Annotated in this window: 23 protein-coding genes; 15 read left to right on the top strand and 8 right to left on the bottom strand. The window is 62.5% G+C overall.

The annotated features are described in order from the left end of the window. The first annotated feature begins 15 nt into the window (after nt 1-15). The 9 genes from ABDK11_RS11465 to ABDK11_RS11425 all read left to right on the top strand — a co-directional run bounded on the left by ABDK11_RS11465 (nt 16) and on the right by ABDK11_RS11425 (nt 7,511). On the top strand, nt 16-330 hold the full coding sequence (locus tag ABDK11_RS11465; protein ID WP_346836646.1) for a HypC/HybG/HupF family hydrogenase formation chaperone: 315 nt from the start codon (nt 16-18) through the stop codon (nt 328-330). Next, a complete protein-coding gene (locus ABDK11_RS11460) occupies nt 327-1,016 on the top strand; it encodes an SIS domain-containing protein (RefSeq protein ID WP_346836645.1) in 690 nt (229 codons plus the stop codon). The genes ABDK11_RS11465 and ABDK11_RS11460 overlap by 4 nt, the downstream gene beginning before the upstream one ends. Continuing rightward, complete coding sequence (hypD, locus tag ABDK11_RS11455; protein WP_346836644.1) at nt 1,013-2,155, top strand: hydrogenase formation protein HypD; 1,143 nt, start codon at nt 1,013-1,015, stop codon at nt 2,153-2,155. The genes ABDK11_RS11460 and hypD overlap by 4 nt, the downstream gene beginning before the upstream one ends. Further along, the gene (hypE, locus tag ABDK11_RS11450; RefSeq protein ID WP_346836643.1) at nt 2,152-3,225 is read left to right on the top strand and encodes a hydrogenase expression/formation protein HypE; all 1,074 of its coding nucleotides are present in this window, start codon (nt 2,152-2,154) and stop codon (nt 3,223-3,225) included. Before hypD ends, hypE begins: the two co-directional genes overlap by 4 nt. Further along, entirely contained in the window at nt 3,225-3,785 is a 561-nt protein-coding gene (locus tag ABDK11_RS11445) for a hypothetical protein (protein WP_346836642.1), read from the top strand. Before hypE ends, ABDK11_RS11445 begins: the two co-directional genes overlap by 1 nt. Beyond that, nucleotides 3,778-4,119, top strand: coding sequence for a hydrogenase maturation nickel metallochaperone HypA (locus ABDK11_RS11440; RefSeq protein ID WP_346836641.1), 342 nt, complete (start codon nt 3,778-3,780; stop codon nt 4,117-4,119). Before ABDK11_RS11445 ends, ABDK11_RS11440 begins: the two co-directional genes overlap by 8 nt. After that, complete coding sequence (gene hypB / locus ABDK11_RS11435) at nt 4,119-4,952, top strand: hydrogenase nickel incorporation protein HypB (protein WP_346836640.1); 834 nt, start codon at nt 4,119-4,121, stop codon at nt 4,950-4,952. Before ABDK11_RS11440 ends, hypB begins: the two co-directional genes overlap by 1 nt. 27 nt (nt 4,953-4,979) lie before the next feature. Next, the gene (locus ABDK11_RS11430) at nt 4,980-5,942 is read left to right on the top strand and encodes a mechanosensitive ion channel family protein (RefSeq protein WP_346836639.1); all 963 of its coding nucleotides are present in this window, start codon (nt 4,980-4,982) and stop codon (nt 5,940-5,942) included. Nucleotides 5,943-6,053: 111 nt separating this feature from the next. Continuing rightward, nucleotides 6,054-7,511 (top strand): DUF1254 domain-containing protein, encoded by a 1,458-nt coding sequence (locus ABDK11_RS11425; RefSeq protein WP_346836638.1) that lies wholly within the window; start codon nt 6,054-6,056, stop codon nt 7,509-7,511. A 164-nt stretch (nt 7,512-7,675) separates the two neighbouring features. On the opposite strand, the gene ABDK11_RS11420 is transcribed toward ABDK11_RS11425, so the two are convergent. The 7 genes from ABDK11_RS11420 to ABDK11_RS11390 form a co-directional block, all read right to left on the bottom strand. Next, entirely contained in the window at nt 7,676-8,875 is a 1,200-nt protein-coding gene (locus ABDK11_RS11420; protein ID WP_346836637.1) for an MFS transporter, read from the bottom strand. Nucleotides 8,876-8,980: 105 nt separating this feature from the next. Then, nucleotides 8,981-10,081 carry an NADH:flavin oxidoreductase/NADH oxidase gene (locus ABDK11_RS11415; RefSeq protein WP_346836636.1) on the bottom strand — a complete coding sequence of 367 codons (1,101 nt, stop codon included), beginning with the start codon at nt 10,079-10,081 and terminating at the stop codon, nt 8,981-8,983. Between the two features lie 146 nt (nt 10,082-10,227). Continuing rightward, on the bottom strand, nt 10,228-10,977 hold the full coding sequence (locus ABDK11_RS11410) for an SDR family oxidoreductase (protein ID WP_346836635.1): 750 nt from the start codon (nt 10,975-10,977) through the stop codon (nt 10,228-10,230). An 83-nt stretch (nt 10,978-11,060) separates the two neighbouring features. Continuing rightward, a complete protein-coding gene (locus ABDK11_RS11405) occupies nt 11,061-11,891 on the bottom strand; it encodes an AraC family transcriptional regulator (protein WP_346836634.1) in 831 nt (276 codons plus the stop codon). Nucleotides 11,892-11,935: 44 nt separating this feature from the next. Beyond that, nucleotides 11,936-12,565, bottom strand: coding sequence for a maleylacetoacetate isomerase (gene maiA / locus ABDK11_RS11400; protein WP_346836633.1), 630 nt, complete (start codon nt 12,563-12,565; stop codon nt 11,936-11,938). A gap of 70 nt (nt 12,566-12,635) precedes the next feature. After that, entirely contained in the window at nt 12,636-13,622 is a 987-nt protein-coding gene (locus tag ABDK11_RS11395) for a fumarylacetoacetate hydrolase family protein (RefSeq protein WP_346836632.1), read from the bottom strand. 56 nt (nt 13,623-13,678) lie between these two features. Continuing rightward, complete coding sequence (locus tag ABDK11_RS11390) at nt 13,679-14,815, bottom strand: homogentisate 1,2-dioxygenase (protein ID WP_346836631.1); 1,137 nt, start codon at nt 14,813-14,815, stop codon at nt 13,679-13,681. 322 nt (nt 14,816-15,137) lie between these two features. On the opposite strand from ABDK11_RS11390, the gene ABDK11_RS11385 reads away from it, so the two are divergent. The 6 genes from ABDK11_RS11385 (at nt 15,138) to ABDK11_RS11360 (ending at nt 22,394) form a co-directional block, all read left to right on the top strand. Beyond that, nucleotides 15,138-15,635: a MarR family transcriptional regulator gene (locus ABDK11_RS11385; RefSeq protein ID WP_346836630.1), complete on the top strand. Its 498-nt coding sequence runs from the start codon at nt 15,138-15,140 to the stop codon at nt 15,633-15,635. Between the two features lie 35 nt (nt 15,636-15,670). Beyond that, on the top strand, nt 15,671-16,861 hold the full coding sequence (locus ABDK11_RS11380; protein ID WP_346836629.1) for an amino acid aminotransferase: 1,191 nt from the start codon (nt 15,671-15,673) through the stop codon (nt 16,859-16,861). Nucleotides 16,862-16,939: 78 nt separating this feature from the next. Continuing rightward, nucleotides 16,940-18,328, top strand: coding sequence for a 3-deoxy-7-phosphoheptulonate synthase class II (locus ABDK11_RS11375; protein WP_346836628.1), 1,389 nt, complete (start codon nt 16,940-16,942; stop codon nt 18,326-18,328). A gap of 209 nt (nt 18,329-18,537) precedes the next feature. Continuing rightward, nucleotides 18,538-19,218 carry a glutathione S-transferase family protein gene (locus ABDK11_RS11370; RefSeq protein ID WP_346836627.1) on the top strand — a complete coding sequence of 227 codons (681 nt, stop codon included), beginning with the start codon at nt 18,538-18,540 and terminating at the stop codon, nt 19,216-19,218. Between the two features lie 526 nt (nt 19,219-19,744). Further along, nucleotides 19,745-21,952, top strand: a complete 2,208-nt coding sequence (locus tag ABDK11_RS11365; protein ID WP_346836626.1) for a M3 family metallopeptidase — start codon at nt 19,745-19,747, stop codon at nt 21,950-21,952. 232 nt (nt 21,953-22,184) lie between these two features. Next, nucleotides 22,185-22,394 carry a DUF2905 domain-containing protein gene (locus tag ABDK11_RS11360; protein ID WP_346836625.1) on the top strand — a complete coding sequence of 70 codons (210 nt, stop codon included), beginning with the start codon at nt 22,185-22,187 and terminating at the stop codon, nt 22,392-22,394. A 30-nt stretch (nt 22,395-22,424) separates the two neighbouring features. On the opposite strand, the gene ABDK11_RS11355 is transcribed toward ABDK11_RS11360, so the two are convergent. Then, nucleotides 22,425-22,910, bottom strand: a complete 486-nt coding sequence (locus ABDK11_RS11355) for an Lrp/AsnC family transcriptional regulator (protein WP_346836624.1) — start codon at nt 22,908-22,910, stop codon at nt 22,425-22,427. Nucleotides 22,911-23,063: the final 153 nt, after the last annotated feature.

Here is a 23,063-nt window from a genome sequence, read left to right as displayed (position 1 = left end):
AGCGGGAGCGGAACTATGTGTGTAGGGATTCCCGCGCAGGTTGTCGAGATCGTCGACGCGCACACGGATACCGCACTGGTGGAGATCTGTGGTGTGCGGCGCGCGGTCAACATCGCCTGTGTGGTGAGCGATACGCGCAGTCATGCCCAGTGCCTCGGCGACTGGGTACTGGTGCATGTCGGGTTTGCCATGAGCCGGCTGGATCCGCGTGAGGCGGAGGCGACCCTGGCCCTGTTGCGAGAGCTGGGTGAGATGGAAGACGCCATGTCGGCCCTCGAGTCGACACCGGGCGGCAGTGAAAATGGAACTTTGAAGGAGAGCCACCGATGAAGGATCATTTGCAGGAACTCTATCCGTTCCTGCACGGTCGCGAGCGCCGCGTCACCGCGATGGATGAGGCGCTGCAGTGGTCGCTACAGCAGAAGGCGCGCGATGGCCTGCGCATCAAGATGCAGTTCTTCAGTCGCTGCGCCGAGGATCTGGTGAGCGTGGCGCACACCATGGCGGAGCGCTTTCGTCGCGGTGGCTGTCTGCTGTGCATGGGCAATGGCGGTTCCAGTTGCGATGCCGCACACCTCGCGGTGGAGTTCCTGCACCCGGTGACCGCCGGGCGGCCGGCGCTACCGGCGGTGGACCTGGGAGCCAGCAATGCCACCCTGACGGCGTTGGCCAACGACGTGGGGGTCGAGCAGATCTACCTGCGGCAGGTGGCGGCGCTGGGCGATAGCGACGATGTACTGGTGGGGTTTTCCACCAGCGGCAATTCCGCCAACCTGCTGGAGGCCTTTGCCCGCGCCTGGGAGATGGGCATCGCCACCGTCGCGCTCGCCGGTGGCGACGGCGGTGTCATGGCGCGGTCGCCCTACATTGACCACTGCCTGGTGGTGCCGAGTGACAGCGTGCACCGCATCCAGGAGACCCATCTGGCCTGTTACCACATCCTCTGGGATCTGGTGCATACCCTGCTGGCCGACAGTCGCGGGGACCTGCAGCCGGGCGGTGAGGCGGCGGGATGAGGTTTATCGAGGAGTTTCGCGATCCGCACAGGGCGCGCGTGCTGCTTGCCCGGATCGAGCAACTGGCTGCGCAGTTGCCGCGCCGGCGACCGCTGCAGCTGATGGAAGTCTGCGGCGGCCACACCCACGCCATCTTCCGCTACGGTATCGAGCAGCTGCTGCCGCGCAATATCGAGCTGGTGCACGGCCCCGGCTGTCCGGTGTGTGTACTGCCGATGGGGCGGGTGGACGACTGCGTGGCATTGGCGGAACACCCGAATGTGATCTTCACGACGTTCGGCGACGCCATGCGCGTACCCGGCTCGCGCAAGAGCCTGTTGCAGGCGCGCGCCGACGGTGCCGATGTGCGTATGGTCTATTCGCCGGAAGACGCCCTGAAAATTGCCCGCGACAACCCGGCGCGCGAAGTGGTGTTCTTTGCCCTGGGCTTCGAGACCACCATGCCGTCCACGGCGCTGACGGTGCTACGTGCGCTGGAAGAGGGCATCGATAACTTCTCGGTGTTCTGCAATCACATCACCATCATCCCCACCATCAAGGCAATTCTCGATTCGCCCGATATCCGCCTGGACGGATTTCTGGGACCCGGCCACGTGAGCATGGTCATCGGCAGTGCGCCCTATGAATTTATCTGTCACCACTATCGTAAACCGTTGGTGATCGCGGGTTTTGAGCCGCTGGATATCCTGCACTCGATCTACCTGCTGCTGTGCCAGCTGGTGGAAGGTCGCTGCGAAGTGGAAAACCAGTACCGGCGCGTGGTCGCCGCCGGCGGCAACGACGCCGCGCTGCAGGCGGTGGCGCGGGTGTTCGAGCTGCGCGAGTTTTTCGAGTGGCGCGGGCTGGGCTCCATCGACCATTCCGGAGTGCGCCTGCGCGGCGAATTTGCGCATTTTGATGCCGAGCGGCGCTTTTCGGTACCCAACCTGAAAATTGCCGACCCCAAGTCCTGCCAGTGCGGCGAAGTATTGAAAGGCGCAATCAAACCCTGGCAGTGCAAGGTCTTCGGCAGTGCCTGCACGCCGAAAACGCCGCTGGGTTCGCTGATGGTTTCCAGCGAGGGCGCCTGCGCGGCGGTGCACAGCTACGGGCGCCTGGACCTGATCCGTGCCCGTGAATTGCGGGAGGAAAGCGCATGAATGACACCCTGTCCGAACGCGATACCGGGCGCCTGGCACGCGGGCAGCCGGCACGTGGCCGCGTTGACCTGTCGCACGGCAGCGGCGGTCGCGCCATGCGCGAGTTGGTCGACGCGGTCTTTCTGTCGGCATTCGGCCAACCGCAGGCGGCGGAACTGGAAGACCAGGCGCGAATTGCGCTGGCCGAACTGGCTAAGGTCGGCGACCGGCTGGCATTCACCACCGATTCGTATGTGGTGGATCCGCTGTTTTTTCCCGGCGGCGATATCGGTGCGCTGGCGGTAAACGGCACCGTGAACGACCTGGCCGTGGGCGGTGCGGTGCCGCTGCAGCTGTCCTGCGCCGTGATCATCGAAGAGGGCTTTGCGCTGGCGGACCTGCTGCGTATCGCTGCCTCTATGGCGCGGGCGGCGGCGCGCGCCGGGGTGCGCATCGTTACCGGCGATACCAAGGTGGTGCCCCGGGGCGCTGCCGACAAGCTGTTTATCAACACCAGTGGTATCGGTGTTATCCCCGCCGGGGTACAGGTGGCCGCGGCGCAGGCGCGCCCCGGCGACAGGATTCTGGTGAACAATTTTATTGGTGACCACGGTGTGGCGATTCTCTCCGCCCGCGACGACCTGGCCCTGCAGGTGCCGGTGAAAAGCGATACCCGCCCGCTGCACGGCCTGGTGCGCGCGCTGCTCGACGCCTGCCCGGTGCACTGCCTGCGCGATGCTACCCGTGGCGGCCTCGCAACGGTGCTGAACGAATTTGCCGAGAGTGCCGGCGTCGCCATGTTTCTCGACGAAGTCACCCTCCCGGTACATGACGAAGTGCGCGGTGTGTCGGAGATCCTCGGCCTGGATCCGCTCTACTACGCCAACGAGGGGGTGCTGGTCGCGGTGGTACCAGGCGAGCACGCCGAGCGCGCGCTGGCGGCGATGCGCGCACATCCGGCGGGGGCCAACGCGGTAATGATCGGCGAGGTGGCCGAGGCACCGGCGGGACGCGTGGTCATGCGCAGCGCTTTCGGTGGCGAGCGCATCGTCGACATGCTGGTGGGTGAACAACTGCCGAGGATCTGCTGATGCGCGCAAACCTGAGACAACAGCTGCAGATTGCCGATATGGGCATGCCGCTGACCCTGGATTACGAACAGGCACTGGCGGAACACGGCGGCGAGTCCTGGTTCGGTGTGGCGGTGGCATTTCGCATGCTGCAGGCCGCCGGGCGCAGACTGTCGCGGCAGCGACTGTGGGACCGTCAGGGGCTGTGGATCACCAGCGGTCACCCGGGCAGGGGCGTGCGCGACGCGGTGGAAACCGTCACCCGCTGCGTGTCGCGCAATTGCTACCGGGTGGAGCGCGAGGAAATTGCTTGCGGCCGCGGGATGCGCTTTGCCTGGTGGGTGGAGCAGGGGGGCGAGCGTGGTGGCAGCGTGTCGCTGTCGCTGCGCGACGACTTTGTGCCGGAGGAGCTGTACCAGTTACTGGAGCGTATCGACAGCCACCGCGAGCAGCGCCGCGACCGGGTACGCTTCGCCGCGCTGAAGTGGCAGCTGGCGGAACAGGTCTGGCGTGAACCGCTGGCGCGGCTGTTCCGGGTGGAAGAGGGAATGCGCACGCTCGAGACGGGCTGCCGTGCATGAGCTGTCGCTGGTGCGGAGCATCGTCCAGACCTGCAGCGAATATGCCGGCGGCGCGCCGGTGCGCCGGATTACGCTGGAAGTGGGAGCGCTGTCGTGTGTGATGGCGGAGGCGTTGCAGTTCTGCTTTGCCGCGGTCAGTGACGGCACCCCGCTCGCCGGCGCGGAACTGGAAATACTGCGGCGGCCCGGATACAGCCGCTGCCGCGACTGCGGCGCCGATATCGAGCTGCAGTCGCTGCTGGATGTGTGCGCCTGCGGCTCCGCGAATATGTCGCCGCCACAGGGCGGCGACCAGCTGCGGATTCAATCCATGGAAATCGAGGAGGCACTCTGATGTGTACCACCTGCGGTTGCTCCGGCGGCGCACGTCCGCTGCTGACCAATACCGCCACCGGCAAGACCAGCCGCCTTGAGGTCGCGCATATCGAGGCGCCGATTGGCGTTGCGCAACGCGTGCCACGGCCGCGCGCCGGGGTGCGTTCCACCGCGGCGCCAACGGCAGACCTGCAGCACCTGGAACGGGACCTGCTGGCCCATAACAACACCATCGCCGCGCGCATCCGCGACTGGCTGCGCGCGCGCAATATCCTCGCGCTGAACCTGGTCAGTTCCCCCGGCGCCGGCAAGACCACACTGCTGGAACGCACCCTGCGTCACTTGCGCGACCTTGGCGATAGTACGGCGGTCAGCGTCGTGGAGGGCGACCAGGAAACCCGCTTCGACGCCGAACGCATCCGTGCCACCGGCTGTCCCTCGGTGCAGGTGAACACCGGTACCGGCTGTCACCTGGAGGCGTCGATGCTCGCCGGCGCGCTGGAGGAATTGATGCCGGCGCCGGGCTCGCTGCTGATGATCGAAAACGTCGGCAACCTGGTGTGCCCGGCGTTGTTCGACCTGGGTGAGCACGCCAAGGTGGCGATACTGTCGGTGACCGAGGGTGAGGACAAGCCACTCAAGTATCCGCACATGTTTCGCGCCGCATCGCTGATGATCCTCAACAAGATCGATCTGCTGCCCTATGTGGATTTTGATGTGGAGACCTGTCTCGGGTTTGCACGGCGCGTCAATCCGGATATCGCTGTCGTGCAGGTTTCCGCCAGAACCGGCGCGGGGTTGCCGGACTGGTATGCCTGGCTTCAGGCGCAGCAGAGCGCACTACCGGCGTAATCTGCTCAGGTAGAAGGACAGACTTGCATGACCATTGACTGGCTCATACCGATTACCCACTGGTTACCGCTGGTCCAGGATAAGGGCAAGGACAAAACCGCGCTGGAGGATATCACCCCGGAAACGGTGTCGAAGGCGGCGGATACGGTGGTGGGCTCGCTGAGCGATATCTGGAGTAACTTCCTCACCCATACGCCCTATATGATCGCCAGCCTGATGGTGATCCTGTTCACTTTTGTGGTTGTGTTCATGATGCGCCGCTTCGGGCGTCATTTCTTCCGGCGCACCACCTCGCGCAAATCCCTGCAGGATCTGCTCACGCGGCTGCTGACCATCGTCACCTGGATACTGGGCCTGCTGCTCGCGGCCATGGTGCTGATCCCCGGCCTGACTCCGGCCAAAATGCTGGGGGCCGTGGGCCTGTTTTCGGTGGCGGTGGGCTTCGCGTTCAAGGATATCTTCGAGAACTTTTTCGCCGGCATCCTGATCCTGTGGCACTTCCCGTTCGAGGAGGGCGATGTCATCCAATGTGAGGAAATTGTCGGGCGGGTGGAGCGCGTCGAGGTGCGCAATACCGCCATCCGCCGCGTGACCGGTGAGCTGGTCATCGTGCCGAACCTGTTCCTGTTCAAGAATCCCTGCCACATCCTCACCAACCGGAGGAAACGCCGCGTGTCCATTATTGCCGGCATCGCCTATAGCGAGGATATTGAAACCGCGGTCGAGGTCATGAAAACCGCGATGACCACCTGCGCAACCGTGCGCGATGACGAACCGGTGCAGGTTTTTGCGGAGGGCTTTGGCGACAGCAGTATCGACATCGAAGTGACCTGGTGGACCGGATCGACACCGTTCGCGATACGCGAATCCAAAGGCGAAGTAGTCACCGCAATCAAGAAGGCGCTGGATCAAGCCGGTATCGAGATTCCGTTCCCGTATCGCACGCTGACCTTTAAGGAGCCCTTGCGAGTCGAGGGTGGGGAGGGCTGATAACCACTCTACACACCAGTGTCCCCGGCGCCTGGCGCAGATTTTAATATTATGGTCTAGGCTGAGAGCAGTGCCTGCAAAACTCACCTTCACAGCCTCGCCGGGACACCTATGAAGCTTATCGAGCATGTTGCTTGTACGCTGTTACTTGCGGTTGCCATCCTCGTCTCCGTTCCCTCCTTCGCAGAAAACTCAACAAGTTCGACGAAGCTGTCATTGCCAGACGCGAATGCGACGCCGCAGGCGGAATACGTGCGGGCGCTGGCAAGAACCGCCTATATCTGGGGTTGGCCCATGGTCAATATGATCAATCGTCGTGCCAATATTACACAGGCGCCGGAACCCGGTCTGTTGGATGGTGTACTGCCGGTCGCACCGCGGGGCCAAATTGGCATGCTGCACGATTACATCACCCCCGGTGAGCGGTTTGTGGTGTGCCCCAACCAGGATGTCGTCTATGGGCTCGGCTTCTTCGACCTGGATAAAGAGCCGGTGGTGATCCAGGTGCCGGATTTCGGTGATCGTTTCTGGGTCTATGCGCTGTACGATGCCCGTACAGACCAGTTTGGTGAACTCGGCAAGCCCTATGGGACCAAACCGGGCTTTTATCTCCTCGCCGGCCCCAACTGGAAGGGTAAGGTGCCTGACGGGATCACCGGTGTCGTGCACTCGTCCACCGCATTGGCGAATGCGATTCCGAGGGTCTTTATGAATGATACCGATAGGGATCGTGAGGCCATTCAGTCGGTAATCGACCAGATCGTCGTATACCCGCTGACACAGTTCGACGGGAAGATGAAAACGCTGGACTACAGCGCAGCGCCAGATATTCCCAACCCGGAAAAATCCGGATCGACAGAAACCAGGTGGGTGGTACCGGAGAGGTTCTTTGATCAGTTCCCGGAAGTCCTGAAAATCGTGCCACCGCTGCCCGGCGAGGAGGCGCTCTACGCGCAGTTCCGCTGGCTGGTGGACGTGCTGGAGAAGAATCCGGAGCTCAAAAAGGCGGCGACCGAGGAGGCGATCGCGACGGAGAAAGAGGTCATCGCGCCCTTTTTCTCCTGGAAACACAACGGTAAGCCTGCCGGTAATAACTGGAATCGCTCGGTCAACAATGCGCAGTGGGGGCTCGACTATTACGACCGCACCGGCACGGCCAAGTCAAACATGTTCGACAATCGCCCCAATGAAACCCAGTACTTCTATACCGACGTCGACGCCTCTGGCCAGCAGCTTGACGGTTCCAGGACCTATGCCATTACGTTTGCCGCCGGGCAGGAGCCTCCGGTCAATGGCTTCTGGTCATTGACGCTTTACAACAAACATCACTTTTTCAGTGAGAACGCACTGAAACGTTATTCACTGGGTACGAAAAATACTGACCTCAAGCGCAACAAAGATGGCTCTCTGACCATCTATGCCGGTGCTGCCTCCCCGGGTAAGGGCAAGGAAAGCAATTGGCTCCCGGCGCCTGAGGAACCCTTCTCCCTGTATATCCGTGCCTACTGGGGCAAGAAGCCAATTCTCGACGGCTCATGGGTGCCACCAAAGGTCGAAGTCGTAAAGTAACGTATTGGTGCTGGTTCAGTGCTAATGCTGGCGGGGACCGCACTGGGAACAGTCCCGGGCCGCTACCTCGCGAGTGTTTTCACGCAGGGACCAGCCGGTGTCCTCCGCATGCCCCGGAGCTGCGGCAGAGGCGGTCAGACACCGCCCGCCGAAAAGTGATCCCCCTAAATGCGGTCGCAGCGCGCGGCATCGCCTGCGCGTTTATCGAGGCGGATGGCGAGTCCAAGTGTTACCAGCAGCACCAGGACTGAACCGAGCACGACGCCCGGCCAGTGCCGCGATGACCAGAAAATATGCAGATAAAAGCCACCCGTGCTCGCGCCGAGGTAATAGAACACCAGATAGAGCGACGACGCGCTGGCTTTGGCGGTTCTCGCCCGCCGGCTGACCCAGCTGCTGGCGGTCGAGTGGCACAGAAAGAAACCGAAGCTGCTGAGCAGAAAGCCGGCCACGATGACCCACAGGGATTCGTTCAGCGTTACCAGTGAACCGCAGATAAACACGAGTATACCGAGACCCATGATGCGCGGCTGTGGCAGATGGTCGGCGATCTTGCCCGAGATGGCCGATCCGAAGGTGCCGCTCAGGTACGTCAGGAACAGCATCCCGAGCATGCTGGCCGGCAGTGAGTAGGGCGGATCCGCGAGCACGAAAGTGATGTAGGAATACTGGTTGATAAAGATAAAGAAATTGAGTCCACCGATGAGGTAGGCCGTCAGCAGCTCGGGGTTCTGCAGGTGTGCGAAGATGGCGCCGCTCATTGCGCGCAGGTTGAGCGGCCTGCCGGTGAAGCGCCGGGAGCGCGGCAGCAGTATGACAAAGGCCGCGACACAGAGCGCGCTGGTGACGGTCATGACGACAAATGCACCGTGCCAGCCGAGCCAGTCGCCGACGAAGCCGCCTATAAGGCGGCCGCTGATCCCGCCGAGCGTGTTGCCGCCGATATAGAGGCCAACCGCCAGTGTCAGGGCGCGGGGGGAGAACTCGTCACCCATATAGGCGATGGCAATGGCCGGCAGGCCTCCCAGCATCCACCCTTGGAGTGCGCGGAGTACCAGCAGGCCGGTGTAATCGCGCACAACACTCAAGCCAATGCCACAGAGCACCGCGGCGACCAGTGTCAGTATCATGATATTGCGGCGCCCGAGGGCATCAGACAGTGCCCCGTAGACCAGGAGCGACAGACCGAGAGTCAGGGTGGTGACGGTAAAGGTCCAGCTCGACTGCAGGGCGGTGATATGGAACTCTTTTGCCAGTGTTGGCAGCAGCGGCTGCGTCAGGTAGACATTGGCGAAGACCATAAAGGAGCCGATACACAGCGCCGCGGTAGCGCGCCAGTAGTCTTTGGTGTTGGCTTCTATCAAGTGGACCTGCTCGTTGAAGTACTGCTTCGTGCGCTACCGCCTGCCGGCGTCGTGCGCTGAAGTAACCGGGCCGGTTTGCGGCCGCTGCTGTGCGGGCCGGCGCGACTACTTGAACAGGTCGCGCAAGTGCCGCGGCTGCGAGCGCAGGTACTGATTCGGGGCGGACACTGAGGCACCGAGGTGCGCGGCCGCGTGCCAGGGCCAGCGCGGGTTGTAGAGCATGCCGCGGGCCAGCGCCACCATATCCGCGTCGCCGGTGCCGACGATGGCCTCGGCGTGATCGAAGTCGGTAATCAGCCCCACCGCAATCACCGGGATCGACACCGCCTGCTTCACCGCCCGCGCCAGCGGCACCTGGTAGCCGGGTCCGACCGGAATTTCCTGCGCCGGGTGCAGGCCACCGCTGGACACATGGATCGCAGCGCAGCCACGTTGTTCCAGTGCCTGCGCCAACGCGATGGTCTGTTCCTGATCCCAGCCACCCTGCACCCAGTCGGTACCGGAAACCCGTACCGATATCGGGTAACCGGCCGGTACCGCATCGCGCACTGCCTCGAACACTTCCAGCGGAAAGCGCATCCGGTTTTCCAGTGAACCGCCGTAGTCGTCATCGCGACGGTTCGATAGCGGCGAGAGAAACTGGTGCAGCAGGTAGCCGTGTGCGCCGTGCAGCTGTATCGCATCGATACCCAGGCGCACCGAGCGGTGCGCGGATTCCACAAAGGCGTCGCGCACTGTGTTCATCGCCGTGCGATCCATCGCCTGCGGAGCCCGCTCACTGTCGAGGAAGGGAATTGCCGAAGGGGCGACAGTCTGCCAGCCGTGCGCGTGCTCGGGGGCGATCTGTTTACCGCCGAGCCACGGCAGATCGGTAGATGCCTTGCGCCCGGCGTGTGCCAGCTGGATGGCAATCGGCATATCCGACCACTTGCGAATGGATTCGAGCGTGCGCGCTATCGCGGTTTCGCAGTCATCGTCCCACAGGCCGACGTCGGCGTAACTGATGCGGCCTTCCGGTGTCACCGCCGTCGCTTCGATAGTCAGCAGTCCCGCCCCCGACATGGCCAGTTGGCCCAGGTGCATCAGGTGCCAATCGGTCATGTAGCCATCGACGGCCGAGTACTGGCACATGGGCGCGATAACAATGCGGTTGGAAAGCGCCAGTGTGCCGACGTGGAGCGGTTCGAACAGTTTTGGTGTATTCATCGGAACCATATCGGTAGGTGTTAATCGGCTTTGGCGTAACCAAAAGTCAGCCGCGCCGCCTGCGCCAAAATCCCAAGAGCTGGTGGCGCGCTTAACACACCATAGCGCCGCGGTGTATGTATCGCCAATACAATTCATATCGCCGTTCACAGGCAACCAGCACCATTCGCCAGTATTACCTGACCCGATATCCAGCTGGCGTTGTCGCTGCACAGGAAGCACACCAGGTCGGCGATTTCACTGGCGTCGCCGATGCGCCCGAAGGGTGAGCTCTTGACGGCGGCGGCTTGCAGAAATTCCGGTGCCCGCTCGAACATACCCGGTGCCGTGGGGCCGGGAGCGACGGCATTGACACGGATTCCACGCCCACCCAGTTCCTGTGCCCAGACGCGGGTCATCCACTCCAGCGCCGCCTTGCTGGCCGAGTAACTGCCAGTACCTGCGGCCGCGAAATGGGCGCGACTCGAAGAGATATTGATGATGTGTCCACCGTTAATCATACGCGCGGCCGCTTCCCTGGCGGCGACGGCGGGACCTTGAACGTTGATGGCGAAAGTGCGCATGAGGTCCTGCTCGCGGAGAGACTCCAGCGCGCCGGGCTGCAGGATCGCGGCGTTGTTGACCAGGATATCCAACCTCCCGAAGGTTTTATCCAGTTCCGCGAACAGCGCTTTGATGGACCCGGGGTCGCCCATATCGGCGTGAATGGCCCTGGCGCCTACGGCGAATTGTTCGACCGCGTTGACGGTTTCACTGGCCTCGCGTTCGCTGCTGCCGTAGTGCACGGCGATATCCATGCCGGCGCGGGCCAGCTGCAGTGCGATGGCGCGGCCGATACCTCGCGCTGCGCCGGTCACCAACGCGACCCGTTTACCGGTAGTCTGAATTTTTGTCATGGCTTGCTCCTAACCATTGAGTATCGCGGCAGGTTAGGGCGGAGTTGCTGGTGGGTCTTGTACGGATTTGCGCAGTCAGCCTTTTAGGTGATGCGCAACCCAAGCGAGCGCTGGAATTGGCCCGGGCCGAATCCCTGGAGGCGGCGGAAATGCCGGTGAAAATGACTCTGGTCGTAAAAGCCGACCGAGTGGGCGGCGTCGGCCTGGCTGTGGCCTCGCGCGAGCAGGCGGCGCGCGAGCGCGAGTCGGGCGCGGATGCGGTATTCCGTCGGCGGCAGTCCGTACTGCTGGCGGAAATTACGGATCAGCTGGAAGCGACCGAGGCCGCTCTCGCGCTCCAGCTGCATCATGGGGATATTGGTTGCCAGGTTGTCGAGGATACACTCGCGGGCGCGTTCCACCGCGGTGGTCGCCGCGCGCAGGACTGAGGGCGTCGGTGCCGCGAACAGCTGTTCGAGCAGTTTGCTGACTTGCAGTTCTGCTTCTGCGCCGCTGCCCGGCGCGTCGGCCAGGGTGAGCAGTTGCCGTGCAATGTGCTTTCGGTGCACAAACGGCAGCTGCGACGAATCCGGTGCGGGGGCTGCCGATCCCGGCGCGGTTAGCGCGGTCGCGACGAGTTTTGGTTCGATCAACAGCGTGGTGAAATCGGTGGCGGTCTCGCTGGTGCCGGCGACCAGGGGGTTGAAGGGAGAGAAAAGATTCGGCTCCCCGGTGGCGCAGGGCGGATGGTGCGCACCCCGATACCAGAGTGGGGCGCCGCAACCTCTGGTGGTCAGTTTGATCGCGTAATCGGCGTGGACAATACTGCGTGGTTGCGCAAACGTCACATTGCGGCCATACAACAGGCGGAAGCCGGGTACCCCGGTGAGACTCTCCTCAATCCGGGCTGCCCCGATAGCTTTTGTCTCTCCCATGACCTGTCTACCCCGCCTGCGTCGCTGCCGCCAGAGCGGACAGCTTACAAGGTACTGTCCGGCTGGTTTTCCGGGCGCGCCTCAATAAACGCGGGAATTTCCCCACAAGCCAGGGCAATGCGGTGAATCGCCGGGTACTCGGCGATATCCATACCGAAGCGCTCGGCGCTGTAGATCTGCGGCAGCAGGCAACACTCGAACAGGCCGGGCTGCTCGCCTGTGGCGAACGGGGCCGGGTTCAGCTGCTGTTCCAGTGCGCAGAAGCCCTCGTGGATCCAGTGGCGGATCCAGCCGATTTTCTGCTCATCGCTGATCCCGTATTCCCCCTGCAGGTATTTGAGCACGCGCAGGTTCTGCACCGGTTGGATATCGCAGGCGACGTTATAGACCAGTGCGCGGGCGCGGGCCCGCGCCAGCGGTTCGGCGGGCAGTAGCGCCGGTTCGGGGTGGGTCTCGTCGAGCCATTCAAGAATTGCCAGCGACTGGGTCAGAATCGTGTCGCCGTCCACCAGCGCAGGCACCAGCCCCTGCGGATTCAGTTTGCGGTAGTCGTTGCCGCGCTGCTCGCCCTTGAGCAGGTTTACCGGGCAGTAATCGTACTGCAGGCCTTTCAGGTTCAGGCCGATGCGTACGCGGTAGCTGGCGGAGGAGCGGAAGTAGCCGTGCAGGTCCATAGGTTTTCCTTATCGCTTTTCTGATTGTGCAGGCGCGGCCAACGGCCGTTCCTGCGGCGTGTTCGTATATTCAATGGGGTTCAGTGTACTCGACCACCCGCTGGGAGATGGTGCCGAAAATATTCTCGCCGTGCTCATCGTACATGGCGATTTCGATGCGGTCGCCGAACTGCATAAAGGGCGTCACGGGTTTGCCGTCGGCGAGGATCTCCAGCATGCGCACTTCAGCCAGGCAGCAGGAGCCGGCGGAGCGGTCCACGTTGGATACGGTGCCCGAGCCAATAATGGTGCCGGCACCCAGCGGGCGGGTTTTGGCGGCATGGGCGATCAGCTGCGGGAAGTTGAACGTCATGTCCACGCCGGCGTTGGGTGCGCCGATTTTCCGGCCATTCAGCACGGCGTGCAGGTCCAGGTGCAGCTTGCCACCGTGCCAGTGGTGGCCGAGTTCGTCCGGTGTCACCGCTACCGGCGAAAAGGCGCTGGAGGGCTTGGACTGGTAGAAGCCGAAGCCCTTGGCCAGCTCGGCGGGAATCAGGTTGCGCAGGGAGACGTCGTTGACCAGCATCACCAGGCGGATGATGTCACCGGCGTTGCCGGCACCGATACCCATGGGCACATCGCCGGTAATGACCGCGACTTCCGCCTCGAAGTCGATGCCCCAATCGGTATCGGCCACGGCAATCTGTTCACACGGGCCGAGGAATTTGTCCGAGCCGCCCTGATACATCAGCGGGTCGTTCCAGAAAGACTCCGGCATCTCCGCACCGCGGGCGCGGCGCACCAGCTCCACGTGATTGACGTAAGCGCTGCCGTCCGCCCAGTGGTAGGCGCGGGGCAGCGGGCTGTGGCAGGCGGCGGCGTCGAACGGGAAGGAAGTAATCTCGTTGTCCTGCAGCGCGGCGAAGCGCGCCCGCAGTTTCGGTGCGGTGATGTCCCATGCGTCCAGTGCCGCCTGTAACGTTGGCGCGATATCGGCGGCGCCGCAGTAGCGCGACAGATCGCGGGAGACCACGATCAGTTCGCCGTCGCGGCCTTTGTTGAGGGAGGCGAGTTTCATTTCGGTGTCCTGCTGCTGTGTCCGGCCCGGTTTTGCCCGGCCGGGCGCGGTGCACACTATTTATGCGGCTGCGCCCAGGAGTTCACATAGTCCTGCACCTCGACCGCGTGGGCGTCGGGCAGGATATCCCAGGGCGTGCGGCTGTCGAGCATGACCGCCACCTCGTCGGTTTCCTTGCGCGTATGGGCGGCGCCGGCGGCGAGGGCCTTGGGGTGGGGGCCGTGGGTGAAGCCCATCGGGTGCAGGGTCAACATGCCCGGGTGAATGTTGTCGCGGCTGAAAAAGTCACCGCGGTGATAGAAGATCAATTCGTCGAAGTCGTCGTTGTTGTGAAAGAAGGGCACTTTCAACGCGCCCGGGTCGCTCTCGATCGGCCGTGGCGCAAAGGTGCAGACCACGAAGCCGCGCGCGACAAAGGTGGTGTGTGCCGACGGCGGCAGGTGGTAGCGGTGGCTCATCAGCGGGCGTATATCGCGCCAGTTGATCCGCACCGCCAGGTTGTCGCCCTTCCAGCCGACCGCGTCGAGCGGATTGAACGGGTAGGTGATGGTGGAGATCTGCTGGCGCGCCTTGACCTGCACCTGCCACGGCTCCTCGGTCTGCTGGGCGCGGAAGGCATCGTCCATGGCCGGTACATCCAGGATTGCCGGGTCGAAGATCGCATGTGGGCCCACCAGGCCCTTGTCGGGCAGCTGGAAGTGGCCGCCGCTGGCCTCTACCAGCAGCAGTTCCAGCGCTGCGCCCTGGTCGGGTTCCAGTCGCCACAGGCTGCCGCGCGGCAGCACGATATAGTCCCCATCGCGGATCTCCAGATGGCCGAAATCGCAGTAGAGGTGGCCGCTGCCGTTGTGCACGAACAACAACTGGTCGCCGTCGGCATTGCGCGCCAGGTGCTCCATCGGCGCGCGGCAGGTCCACAGGGCCACCAGGCTGTCGCGATTCTGCAGGATCGGTTTGCTGTCCCAGGGGCTGGTGCCGCTGTGGACCATCTTCGTGCTGTCGAACGCGTGCGGGCGCAGCGGGCCCTGGAAGTCGGTCCAGCCGGTGGGGGGATGGCGGTGGTAAAAGTGGGTAGCGGGGCCGAAGAAGCCCTCTTTGCCCATTTCGCGCTCGAAGGTGCCTGCGGGCAGGTCGGCGTGGGCCTGGCGGCTGGTCTCGCCCTCAGTGCGGGGAAAGCTGATCCATTTCTTCATGCGCTGCCTCCAGCCTGTGCTTTTGCGATAGTCGCCGGGCGCCGGCAGACGTTGCGACCGAGTGCGGGTATTCCCCGTGTCAGAGCGGCCGGGTTTTGGGCGCAAATATTTTGCGCCGCAAAGGCTTTTCGATACCAAAAATGGCGCAAGAAGCCGTATAATGCGCGACCGATTTTGTCCGATGATCTGCGCCGACCGGGGAGCGGCCGTTAAAACAGCGGCCTGCCGGGAAATTTCCGGTAAAAGTGGTTACAATTGAAACCAATGTTAGTTACCTTTGTAACCTGATTCAACCCGAGCAACAGCGAGCGCGTAAACCGCCATGACAACTGATAACACTGCTACCGACTCGGCTGTGGCCCCGGATGACCTGCGCCTGGAAAGGTTCCTGCCGTACCGCTTGTCGGTGCTTTCCAACCGGGTGAGCAATGCGATTGCCGATGCCTATGGCACACGCTTTCACCTGACCATTCCCGCGTGGCGGGTGATGGCGATTCTGGGGCGCTTCCCGGATATGTCTGCCGCTGACCTGGTGGAGCAGACGGCGATGGACAAGGTCGCCATCAGCCGCGCCGTGTCTTCGCTGTTGAAGAACGATTACATCACCCGCAGTGAAGATCCGGCCGACCGCCGCCGCCAGGTGCTGAACCTGTCGGAACTGGGGCGTGAGGTGTACGCCCGCATTGTGCCGCTGGCACACCAGTATGAGCGCGACCTGATGTCATCGCTATCTACTGAGGAGCGCCAGCAGCTGGACAGCATTATAGAAAAGTTAATGGACCGCGCTCAGGCCTGGGCCGATCGCGGCCTGATCGATTGATTGGATGATTGACAGAGAATTACAGGAGTCACCGCATGTTTGACCATATGCACAGCCTTCCGCCGGATCCGATTCTGGGTCTGCTGGCGGCTTACCGCGCCGATGAGAACCCTGCCAAGATCGACCTCGGGGTGGGGGTCTACAAAGACGAGTCCGGCCACACCGCCGTGTTGCAGGCCGTGAAAGAGGCGGAGACGCGCCTGCTGCAGAGCGAAGAGACCAAGGCCTATATCGGCCCGGCCGGTACCCCCGGTTTCAACGCCGCCATGCAGGAGCTGATCCTCGGTGCCGATCACCCGGCACTGAAAGCCGGCCGTGTGCGCTCGGCGCAGACTCCCGGTGGCTGTGGCGCATTGCGGGTGCTGGCGGAATTCGCCAACCGCGCCAAGGCGGGCGCCACTATCTGGGTCAGCGATCCCACCTGGGCCAACCACGTGCCGCTACTCGGCAATGCCGGCCTGAAGATCGAGAGCTACCCCTATTACGACCGCGCCAGCAGCAGCCTCAAGTTCGACGAAATGGTCGACACGCTGAAAAACGTCGGCGAGGGCGATCTGGTACTGCTGCATGCCTGCTGTCACAACCCCTGCGGTGCGGACCTGTCCCGCGAGCAGTGGAAAGTGATCGTGGAAATGGCGCAGAAGCAGGGCTTCACTCCCTACATCGATATGGCCTACCAGGGCTTTGGCGACGGCCTCGATGACGACGCCTGGGGCCTGCGCCTGATGGCGGAGTCGGTGCCGGAAATGCTGGTGGCGGCCTCCTGTTCCAAGAACTTTGGCCTGTACCGCGAGCGCGTCGGCCTGGCGATGGTCATCTACAACGATGCCGCCAAAGCCGATGTCGGCCAGAGCCAGATGCTCAATGTGATTCGTGGCAACTATTCCATGCCGCCGAACCACGGTGCGGCCATCGTCGAGTCGATCCTGACCGATGCCAGCCTGCGCGCCAACTGGGAAGCCGAGCTGACCGAGATGCGCGAGCGCATCAATGGCCTGCGCGCGGGTGTGGTGGAAAGTCTGGCCGCCGCCGGCGCGCCGGGCGATTTCAGCTTTATCCAGCAGCAGAAGGGCATGTTCTCGTTCCTGGGTATTTCCCCGGAGCAGGTTGAGCGCCTGCAGAAGGAGTACTCCATCTATCTGGTGGATTCCAGCCGCATCAGTATTGCGGGCCTCAGCCAGAGTAATATGGAATACTTCAGTAAAGCGGTTGCCAGCATCCTGTAAACTGGCCGCTGTACCCGTTTGGGCGGGCCCCGGCATGTGGGGCTCGCCTGTTACGATAGCCGTTACAAATCACCGCATATGGAAGTTGAGGTAACCCCCACAGTGTCTGATTCCCCCGCCCGATCCTGGACCCCGCAGAGCTGGCACCAATTCCAAGCCAGGCAGCAGCCCAAATACGAATCTCCCGAGCAGGTGGCCCGCGTCACCGGCGAGCTGGCGGGTTATCCGCCGCTGGTATTTGCCGCCGAGGCGCGCGAACTGCGCCGGCAGCTGGCGCAGGTGGCGGAGGGCAAAGCCTTTCTGCTGCAGGGCGGCGATTGCGCCGAGTCCTTTGCCGATTTCAATGCCAACAAGATCCGCGATACCTTCAAGGTGCTGCTGCAGATGGCGGTCGTGCTGACCTTTGCCGGCAACCTGCCGGTGGTCAAGGTGGCGCGGATGGCGGGCCAGTATGCGAAACCGCGCTCGGCGGATACCGAGACAATCGATGGGGTCGAGTTGCCCAGCTATCGCGGCGATATCATCAACGGTATCGACTTCACCGCCGCGGCGCGCGTGCCCGACCCGGAGCGCATGCTGACCGCCTACAACCAGTCTGCGGCCACGCTCAACCTGCTGCGCGCGTTTGCCCAGGGCGGCTTTGCCGACCTGCACCAGGTACACGGCTGGAACCTGAGTTATCTCGAGAACAATCCGCAGCGGGAAAAGTATGCCCAGTTGGCGGAGCGCTTGCAGGATGCGCTGGAATTCATGGCGGTGTGCGGCGTCAACTCGGCCAATACGCCGGCCATTCGGGAGACGGTGCTGTACACGTCGCACGAGGCACTGCTGCTGGACTACGAACAGGCACTGACCCGCACCGACAGCCTCACTGGCAAGTGGTATGACTGCTCGGCGCATATGTTGTGGATCGGCGAGCGCACCCGCGACCTGGACGGCGCCCACGTGGAATTCCTGTCCGGGGTATGGAACCCGATCGGGGTCAAGGTGGGTCCGGGCATGCAGCCGGACGAGCTGCTGCGCCTGATCGACAAGTTGAACCCGAACAATGAGCCGGGGCGCCTGACCCTGATTACACGCATGGGCGCGGACACGCTCGGCGAGAAACTGCCGGCGCTGGTACGCGCGGTGCAGGGGGAGGGGCGCAGCGTGGTCTGGAGCACCGACCCGATGCACGGCAATACGGTCAAGGCCCGCAGTGGTTACAAGACGCGCGATTTCGACAAGATCCTGAAAGAGATCCGCGATTTCTTCGCCGTGCACCGCGCCGAAGGCAGCCACCCCGGTGGTATTCACCTGGAGATGACCGGCCAGCACGTGACCGAGTGTACCGGCGGCGCCTGGAAGATTTCCGAAGCCGACCTGGCCAGTTGCTACCGCACCCAGTGCGACCCGCGCCTGAACGCCGACCAGGTACTGGAGCTGGCGTTTAACGTGGCCGAGTGGCTGCGCGCCGGTCGCAGCTGATTCCCTGGCGAACCGCACAAGCCCCACAGGGGCGGCCACAGTAACTGCGCGGAGTAGTTTTTATCCGGCCCCGCCGCCGGTGGCACCTCCCGAAACAGCCTGATCGGCAATCGTTTCGGGAGGTGCCACCGGCGTCGGGGCCTTGCTTTGTGCCAGTCTGATCATTTTTGTGTTCGTTCCTTATCATTTCCTTCCCATTGGGGGTGTCCATGTATCAGCTCTATATCGCCAACAAAAACTATTCCTCCTGGTCGCTGCGCCCGTGGCTGCTACTGCGCCAGCTCGAAATTCCGTTCGAAGAGCAGCTGGTGACTTTCGAGGAGGGCGGCAGCTGGGATAAATTCCGCAGCTTTGCGCCCAACGGTCTGGTGCCGTGCCTGGTGGATGGCGACACCTGCGTGTGGGATTCGCTCGCCATTGTCGAATACGTTGCCGAGGCGCAGCCGCAGGTATGGCCGGCGGGGCAGGGCGCCCGTGCCTGGGCCCGCTCGGCTGCGGCGGAGATGCACTCGGGTTTTGCCGCGCTGCGCGATATCTGCACCATGAACTGTGGTGTGCGCGTGCAGTTGGCGGAAGTCCCGCCGGCGTTACAGAAAGATATCAATCGTATCGATGAGCTCTGGTGCGAAGGGCTGCGGCGTTTCGGCGGGCCCTACCTGGCCGGTGATCAGTTCACGGCAGTGGATGCGTTCTATGCGCCGGTGGCCATTCGTGCGCAGACCTATGGCCTGAAGCTGAGTGATACGGCTGCGGCGTACGCCGGCCGCCTGCTGCAGCTGCCGGCGCTGCGGGAGTGGATTGCCGACGGGGTTGCCGAGCGCTGGCGTGAACCGGGTCACGAGGCAGAGCTGGCGCGCGTGGGCAATATTGTCGAGGATGTGCGCGCGTAATTCAGTCAGGCGGGGGCAGGGGCGCTTGCGGTTGCCCCGGCCCGCAAGTGCTACTCCGCTCTTTAACCGCCACCACTTCCATCCCCTCTCCAGTACAGGCGCGCGGCAACTCCACAGCTCCCGATGCGCCTTTCGTCTGCCGACACGGCGGAATCAAAGCCCGGCGCAACCGACGCGCCGAATCCTGCCTCGATCGCCCGCTTACTGATTTCCCCAGCGGCCAACTACCGATTCAGCGCCTGCGCCACTCCCTGGCCAGCCGATTAAATAATGCTTCATTAATACCACTTGTTAAGTCGTTATCATCTTGCGTTAATATCGATAATAGAGGGTCCTGTGGTTGTCTGTTTGTTGATCAATGGCGAGGATCTGTCGTGGAAACGGATCTATTTGTCGTCAGTTGCGGCGATTCTGTGACGGGATAATGGTCGTGGCAGGCGAGGGCGGTTACACTCGGGCGGTTTACACAAAAAGAGGCCGCAACCTGAGTGGGGCCCATCAAACAAAACAAGAGGGGATTGTGGAAATGCGTCAATCACTGATCGCACTTTCGATTGCCGCGGCGCTGGCCGCTGGCGGTTGTGGCAAAGACGCGGCGCAGGCGCCGTCTGCCGATGCACAGGCACCGGCTGCGGCCGCGGCCAAACAGGCCGAAGTCGGCAACCCGCTGCTGGCGGAGTGGACCGGCCCCTATGGCGGGGTACCAGCATTCGACAAGATGCGGGTCGCAGACCTGAAGCCGGCGCTGCAGCAGGCGATGAAAGACGACCTGGCGGAGATCGATGCCATCGCCGGCAATCCGGAAGCGCCGACCTTTGCCAATACCATCGAGGCGCTGGAGCGCACGGGTGCCGAGCTGGATCGGGTGTTCACCTACTGGGGCATCTTCAGCTCCAACCTGTCCACGCCGGAGTTCCGCGCGGTAGAGCAGGAGATGGCGCCGAAGCTGGCGGAGTTCCAGTCCAGCATCGTGCAGAACGCGGCGCTGTTCCAGCGCGTGAAGGCGGTGTATGACGCGCGCGACAAATCCGATCTGCGCGACGACCAGAAGCGTCTGGTCACACTGACTTACAACCAGTTCGCCAACAACGGCGCCACGCTGACCGGCAAGGCCAAGCAGCGCTACGCGGCAATCGAGCAGCGCCTGGCCGAACTCTACACGCAATTCTCCAACAACGTGCTCGCCGATGAAGAGGGTTACGACCTGTTCCTGCGCAGCGACCAGCTGCGCGGTCTGCCGCAATCCTACATTGATGCGGCCGCCGCACTGGCGACAGAGAAGGGCCAGAAAGGCAACTACGCGGTAACCAATACGCGTTCGTCCATGGATCCTTTCCTGACTTATTCCGACGACCGCAAACTGCGCGAGAAGGTCTGGCACAACTATTACAACCGCGGCGACAACGGCGATGAGCACGACAACAATGCGATCATCACCGAGATCCTGAAACTGCGCGACGAGCGCGTCGGCCTGCTCGGTTTCGACAACTACGCCCAGTGGCGCCTGCAGGACCGGATGGCCAAGACCCCGGAAAACGCCATGTCGCTGATGAAGGCGGTATGGCCGGCAGCGGTTGCGCGGGTGAAGGAAGAAGTGGCGGACATGCAGGCGCTGGCGGATTCCGAGAAGGTCGGTATCACCATCAAGCCGTGGGATTACCGCTATTACATGGAGAAGGTGCGTAAGGATCGCTACGACCTGGATTCCGACGAGGTCAAGCAGTACCTGCAGCTGGGCAAGCTGCGCGAGGCACTCTTTTATGTGGCTGGTGAAGTGTTCAACTTTGAGTTCACGCCGGTGGAAGCCGGCACCGTGCCGGTGTTCCACCCGGATGTAAAAGTCTACGAGGTGACCGACAAAACCAGCGGCAAGCATGTTGGTGTCTGGTACCAGGATCCATTCGCGCGCGCTGGCAAACGTTCCGGTGCCTGGGCCACAACGTACCGCAGCCACAGTACGTTCGATGGTGAGCGCACGGTGATTGCGTCGAACAACTCCAACTTCATCAAGGGTGCGCCGGGCGAGCCGGTGCTGGTGAGCTGGGATGATGCCGAGACCCTGTTCCACGAGTTCGGTCACGCGCTGCACTACCTGTCGTCGCAGGTCGCCTACCCGACCCTGAACAACGACGTGCGCGACTATGTCGAGTTCCAGTCGCAGTTGCTGGAGCGCTGGCTGTCCACCGATCGCGTCATCGACAAGTTTCTGGTGAACGTGAAAACCGGCGAGCCAATGCCGGCGGATCTGATTGCCAAGATCAAGAAGGCCGCCACCTTCAACCAGGGCTTCGCCACCACCGAGTACCTGGCGTCGGCACTGATGGATATGAAGTACCACACCACCGATCCGGAGGACATCGATCCGGACAAGTTCGAGCGCGAAACGCTGAAAAAGCTGGGTATGCCCAAAGAGCTGGTCATGCGCCATCGCTCCACCCAGTTCGGCCATATCTTCTCTGGTGAGGGCTACGCCACCGGCTATTACGGCTATCTGTGGGCCGATGTGCTGACCTCCGATGCGGCCGAGGCATTTGCCGAATCGAAAGGTGGCTTTTACGACAAAGACATGGCGCACAAGCTGGTCAAGTACCTGTTTGCCCCGCACAACGCCATCGACCCGTCTGTGGCCTATCGCCAGTTCCGTGGCCGCGATGCCAAGATCGATGCGTTGATGCGCGATCGCGGTTTTCCGGTGCCGGAAGCCAAGCCGACCACGGTGGCAGTGAAAGACTGATTACCCGGTTGCAGTAACAAAGCCGCGCTGCGAGGGCAGCGCGGCTTTTTTTGTGCCTGGTTTTCTGCCCGGCCCATTCCGCGAATGGCCAGCGTGTGTACGGGAAAGGGGATGTCGGTGGGGCGACAGGAATGACGGTAGCCCGCGATCAAAACCGGTGAGGGCACACTAAACTAAGCGCAAACGTCGTATCGTGAGCGCTTTGCAGCGAGCCCCGCAATGGATAACAGGCATGGATAAATGGCTGATCGTCGCCGGCGCCCTACTGATTGCCGTCGGTGTCCTCTACCACTTCGCGCCCTGGTTGTTTACCTGGTTCGGGCGCCTGCCCGGCGATATTCGCATTGAATCGGAGCACAGCCGGGTGTTTATCCCGATCACGTCGATGATTATTGTCAGTGTGGTGCTGAGCCTGATACTGGGTTTGCTGCGCCGCTTCTAGCCCGGCAACCATGTGATTGCCGGGTTGCGCTCAGTCCTTTTCCAGCAACTGATCCAGCGGCAGCTCGGTGCGGTAGCGCACCTGCTTGAGGGAGAAGCTGCTTTTGATGTGGTCGATTCCGGGCAGCTCGGTGAGTTTCTTGTCGAGGAATTCCTGGTAGGCATGCAGGTTCGGCACCACGACGCGCAGCAGGTAGTCGAAGTCGCCGGTCATCAGGTAGCACTCCATGACTTCCGGCCACTGCCCGATCACGGTTTCGAAGTCCTGCAGTTCCTTCTTGACCTGGTGGTTCAGCGTCACCTGGATGAAGATGCTCACCGGCAGCCCCACCATGTCCGGCTCCAGCAGGGTAACCGCGCGCTTGATAAAGCCCTGTTCATGCAGGTTCTTTACCCGGCGCGAGCAGGGGGAGGGCGACAGGCAGACCTTCTCCGCCAGCTCGATGTTGGGAATGGTGGCGTCCTGCTGCAGGATTTCCAGGATCTTCTTGTCGATGGCATCCAGTACGTAGGCCATAGGGATTCCGTGTCTCGTCAGTGGTGGTCACACCCGACCGCGAACAACGATCCACCGCGAACAACTATAAGTGCTGATCGCACGTCTCGCCAACAGGGTTGGCGGCGCTGTAACGCAGCTATCTTGCATTTCTCAAATGGGTGTGATTTGAGT

This window comes from Microbulbifer sp. SAOS-129_SWC (genome assembly GCF_039696035.1).
Lineage (GTDB): Bacteria > Pseudomonadota > Gammaproteobacteria > Pseudomonadales > Cellvibrionaceae > Microbulbifer.
Note: the sequence above shows the minus strand (reverse complement) of the source record. Positions and strands in the feature narration are given on the sequence as shown.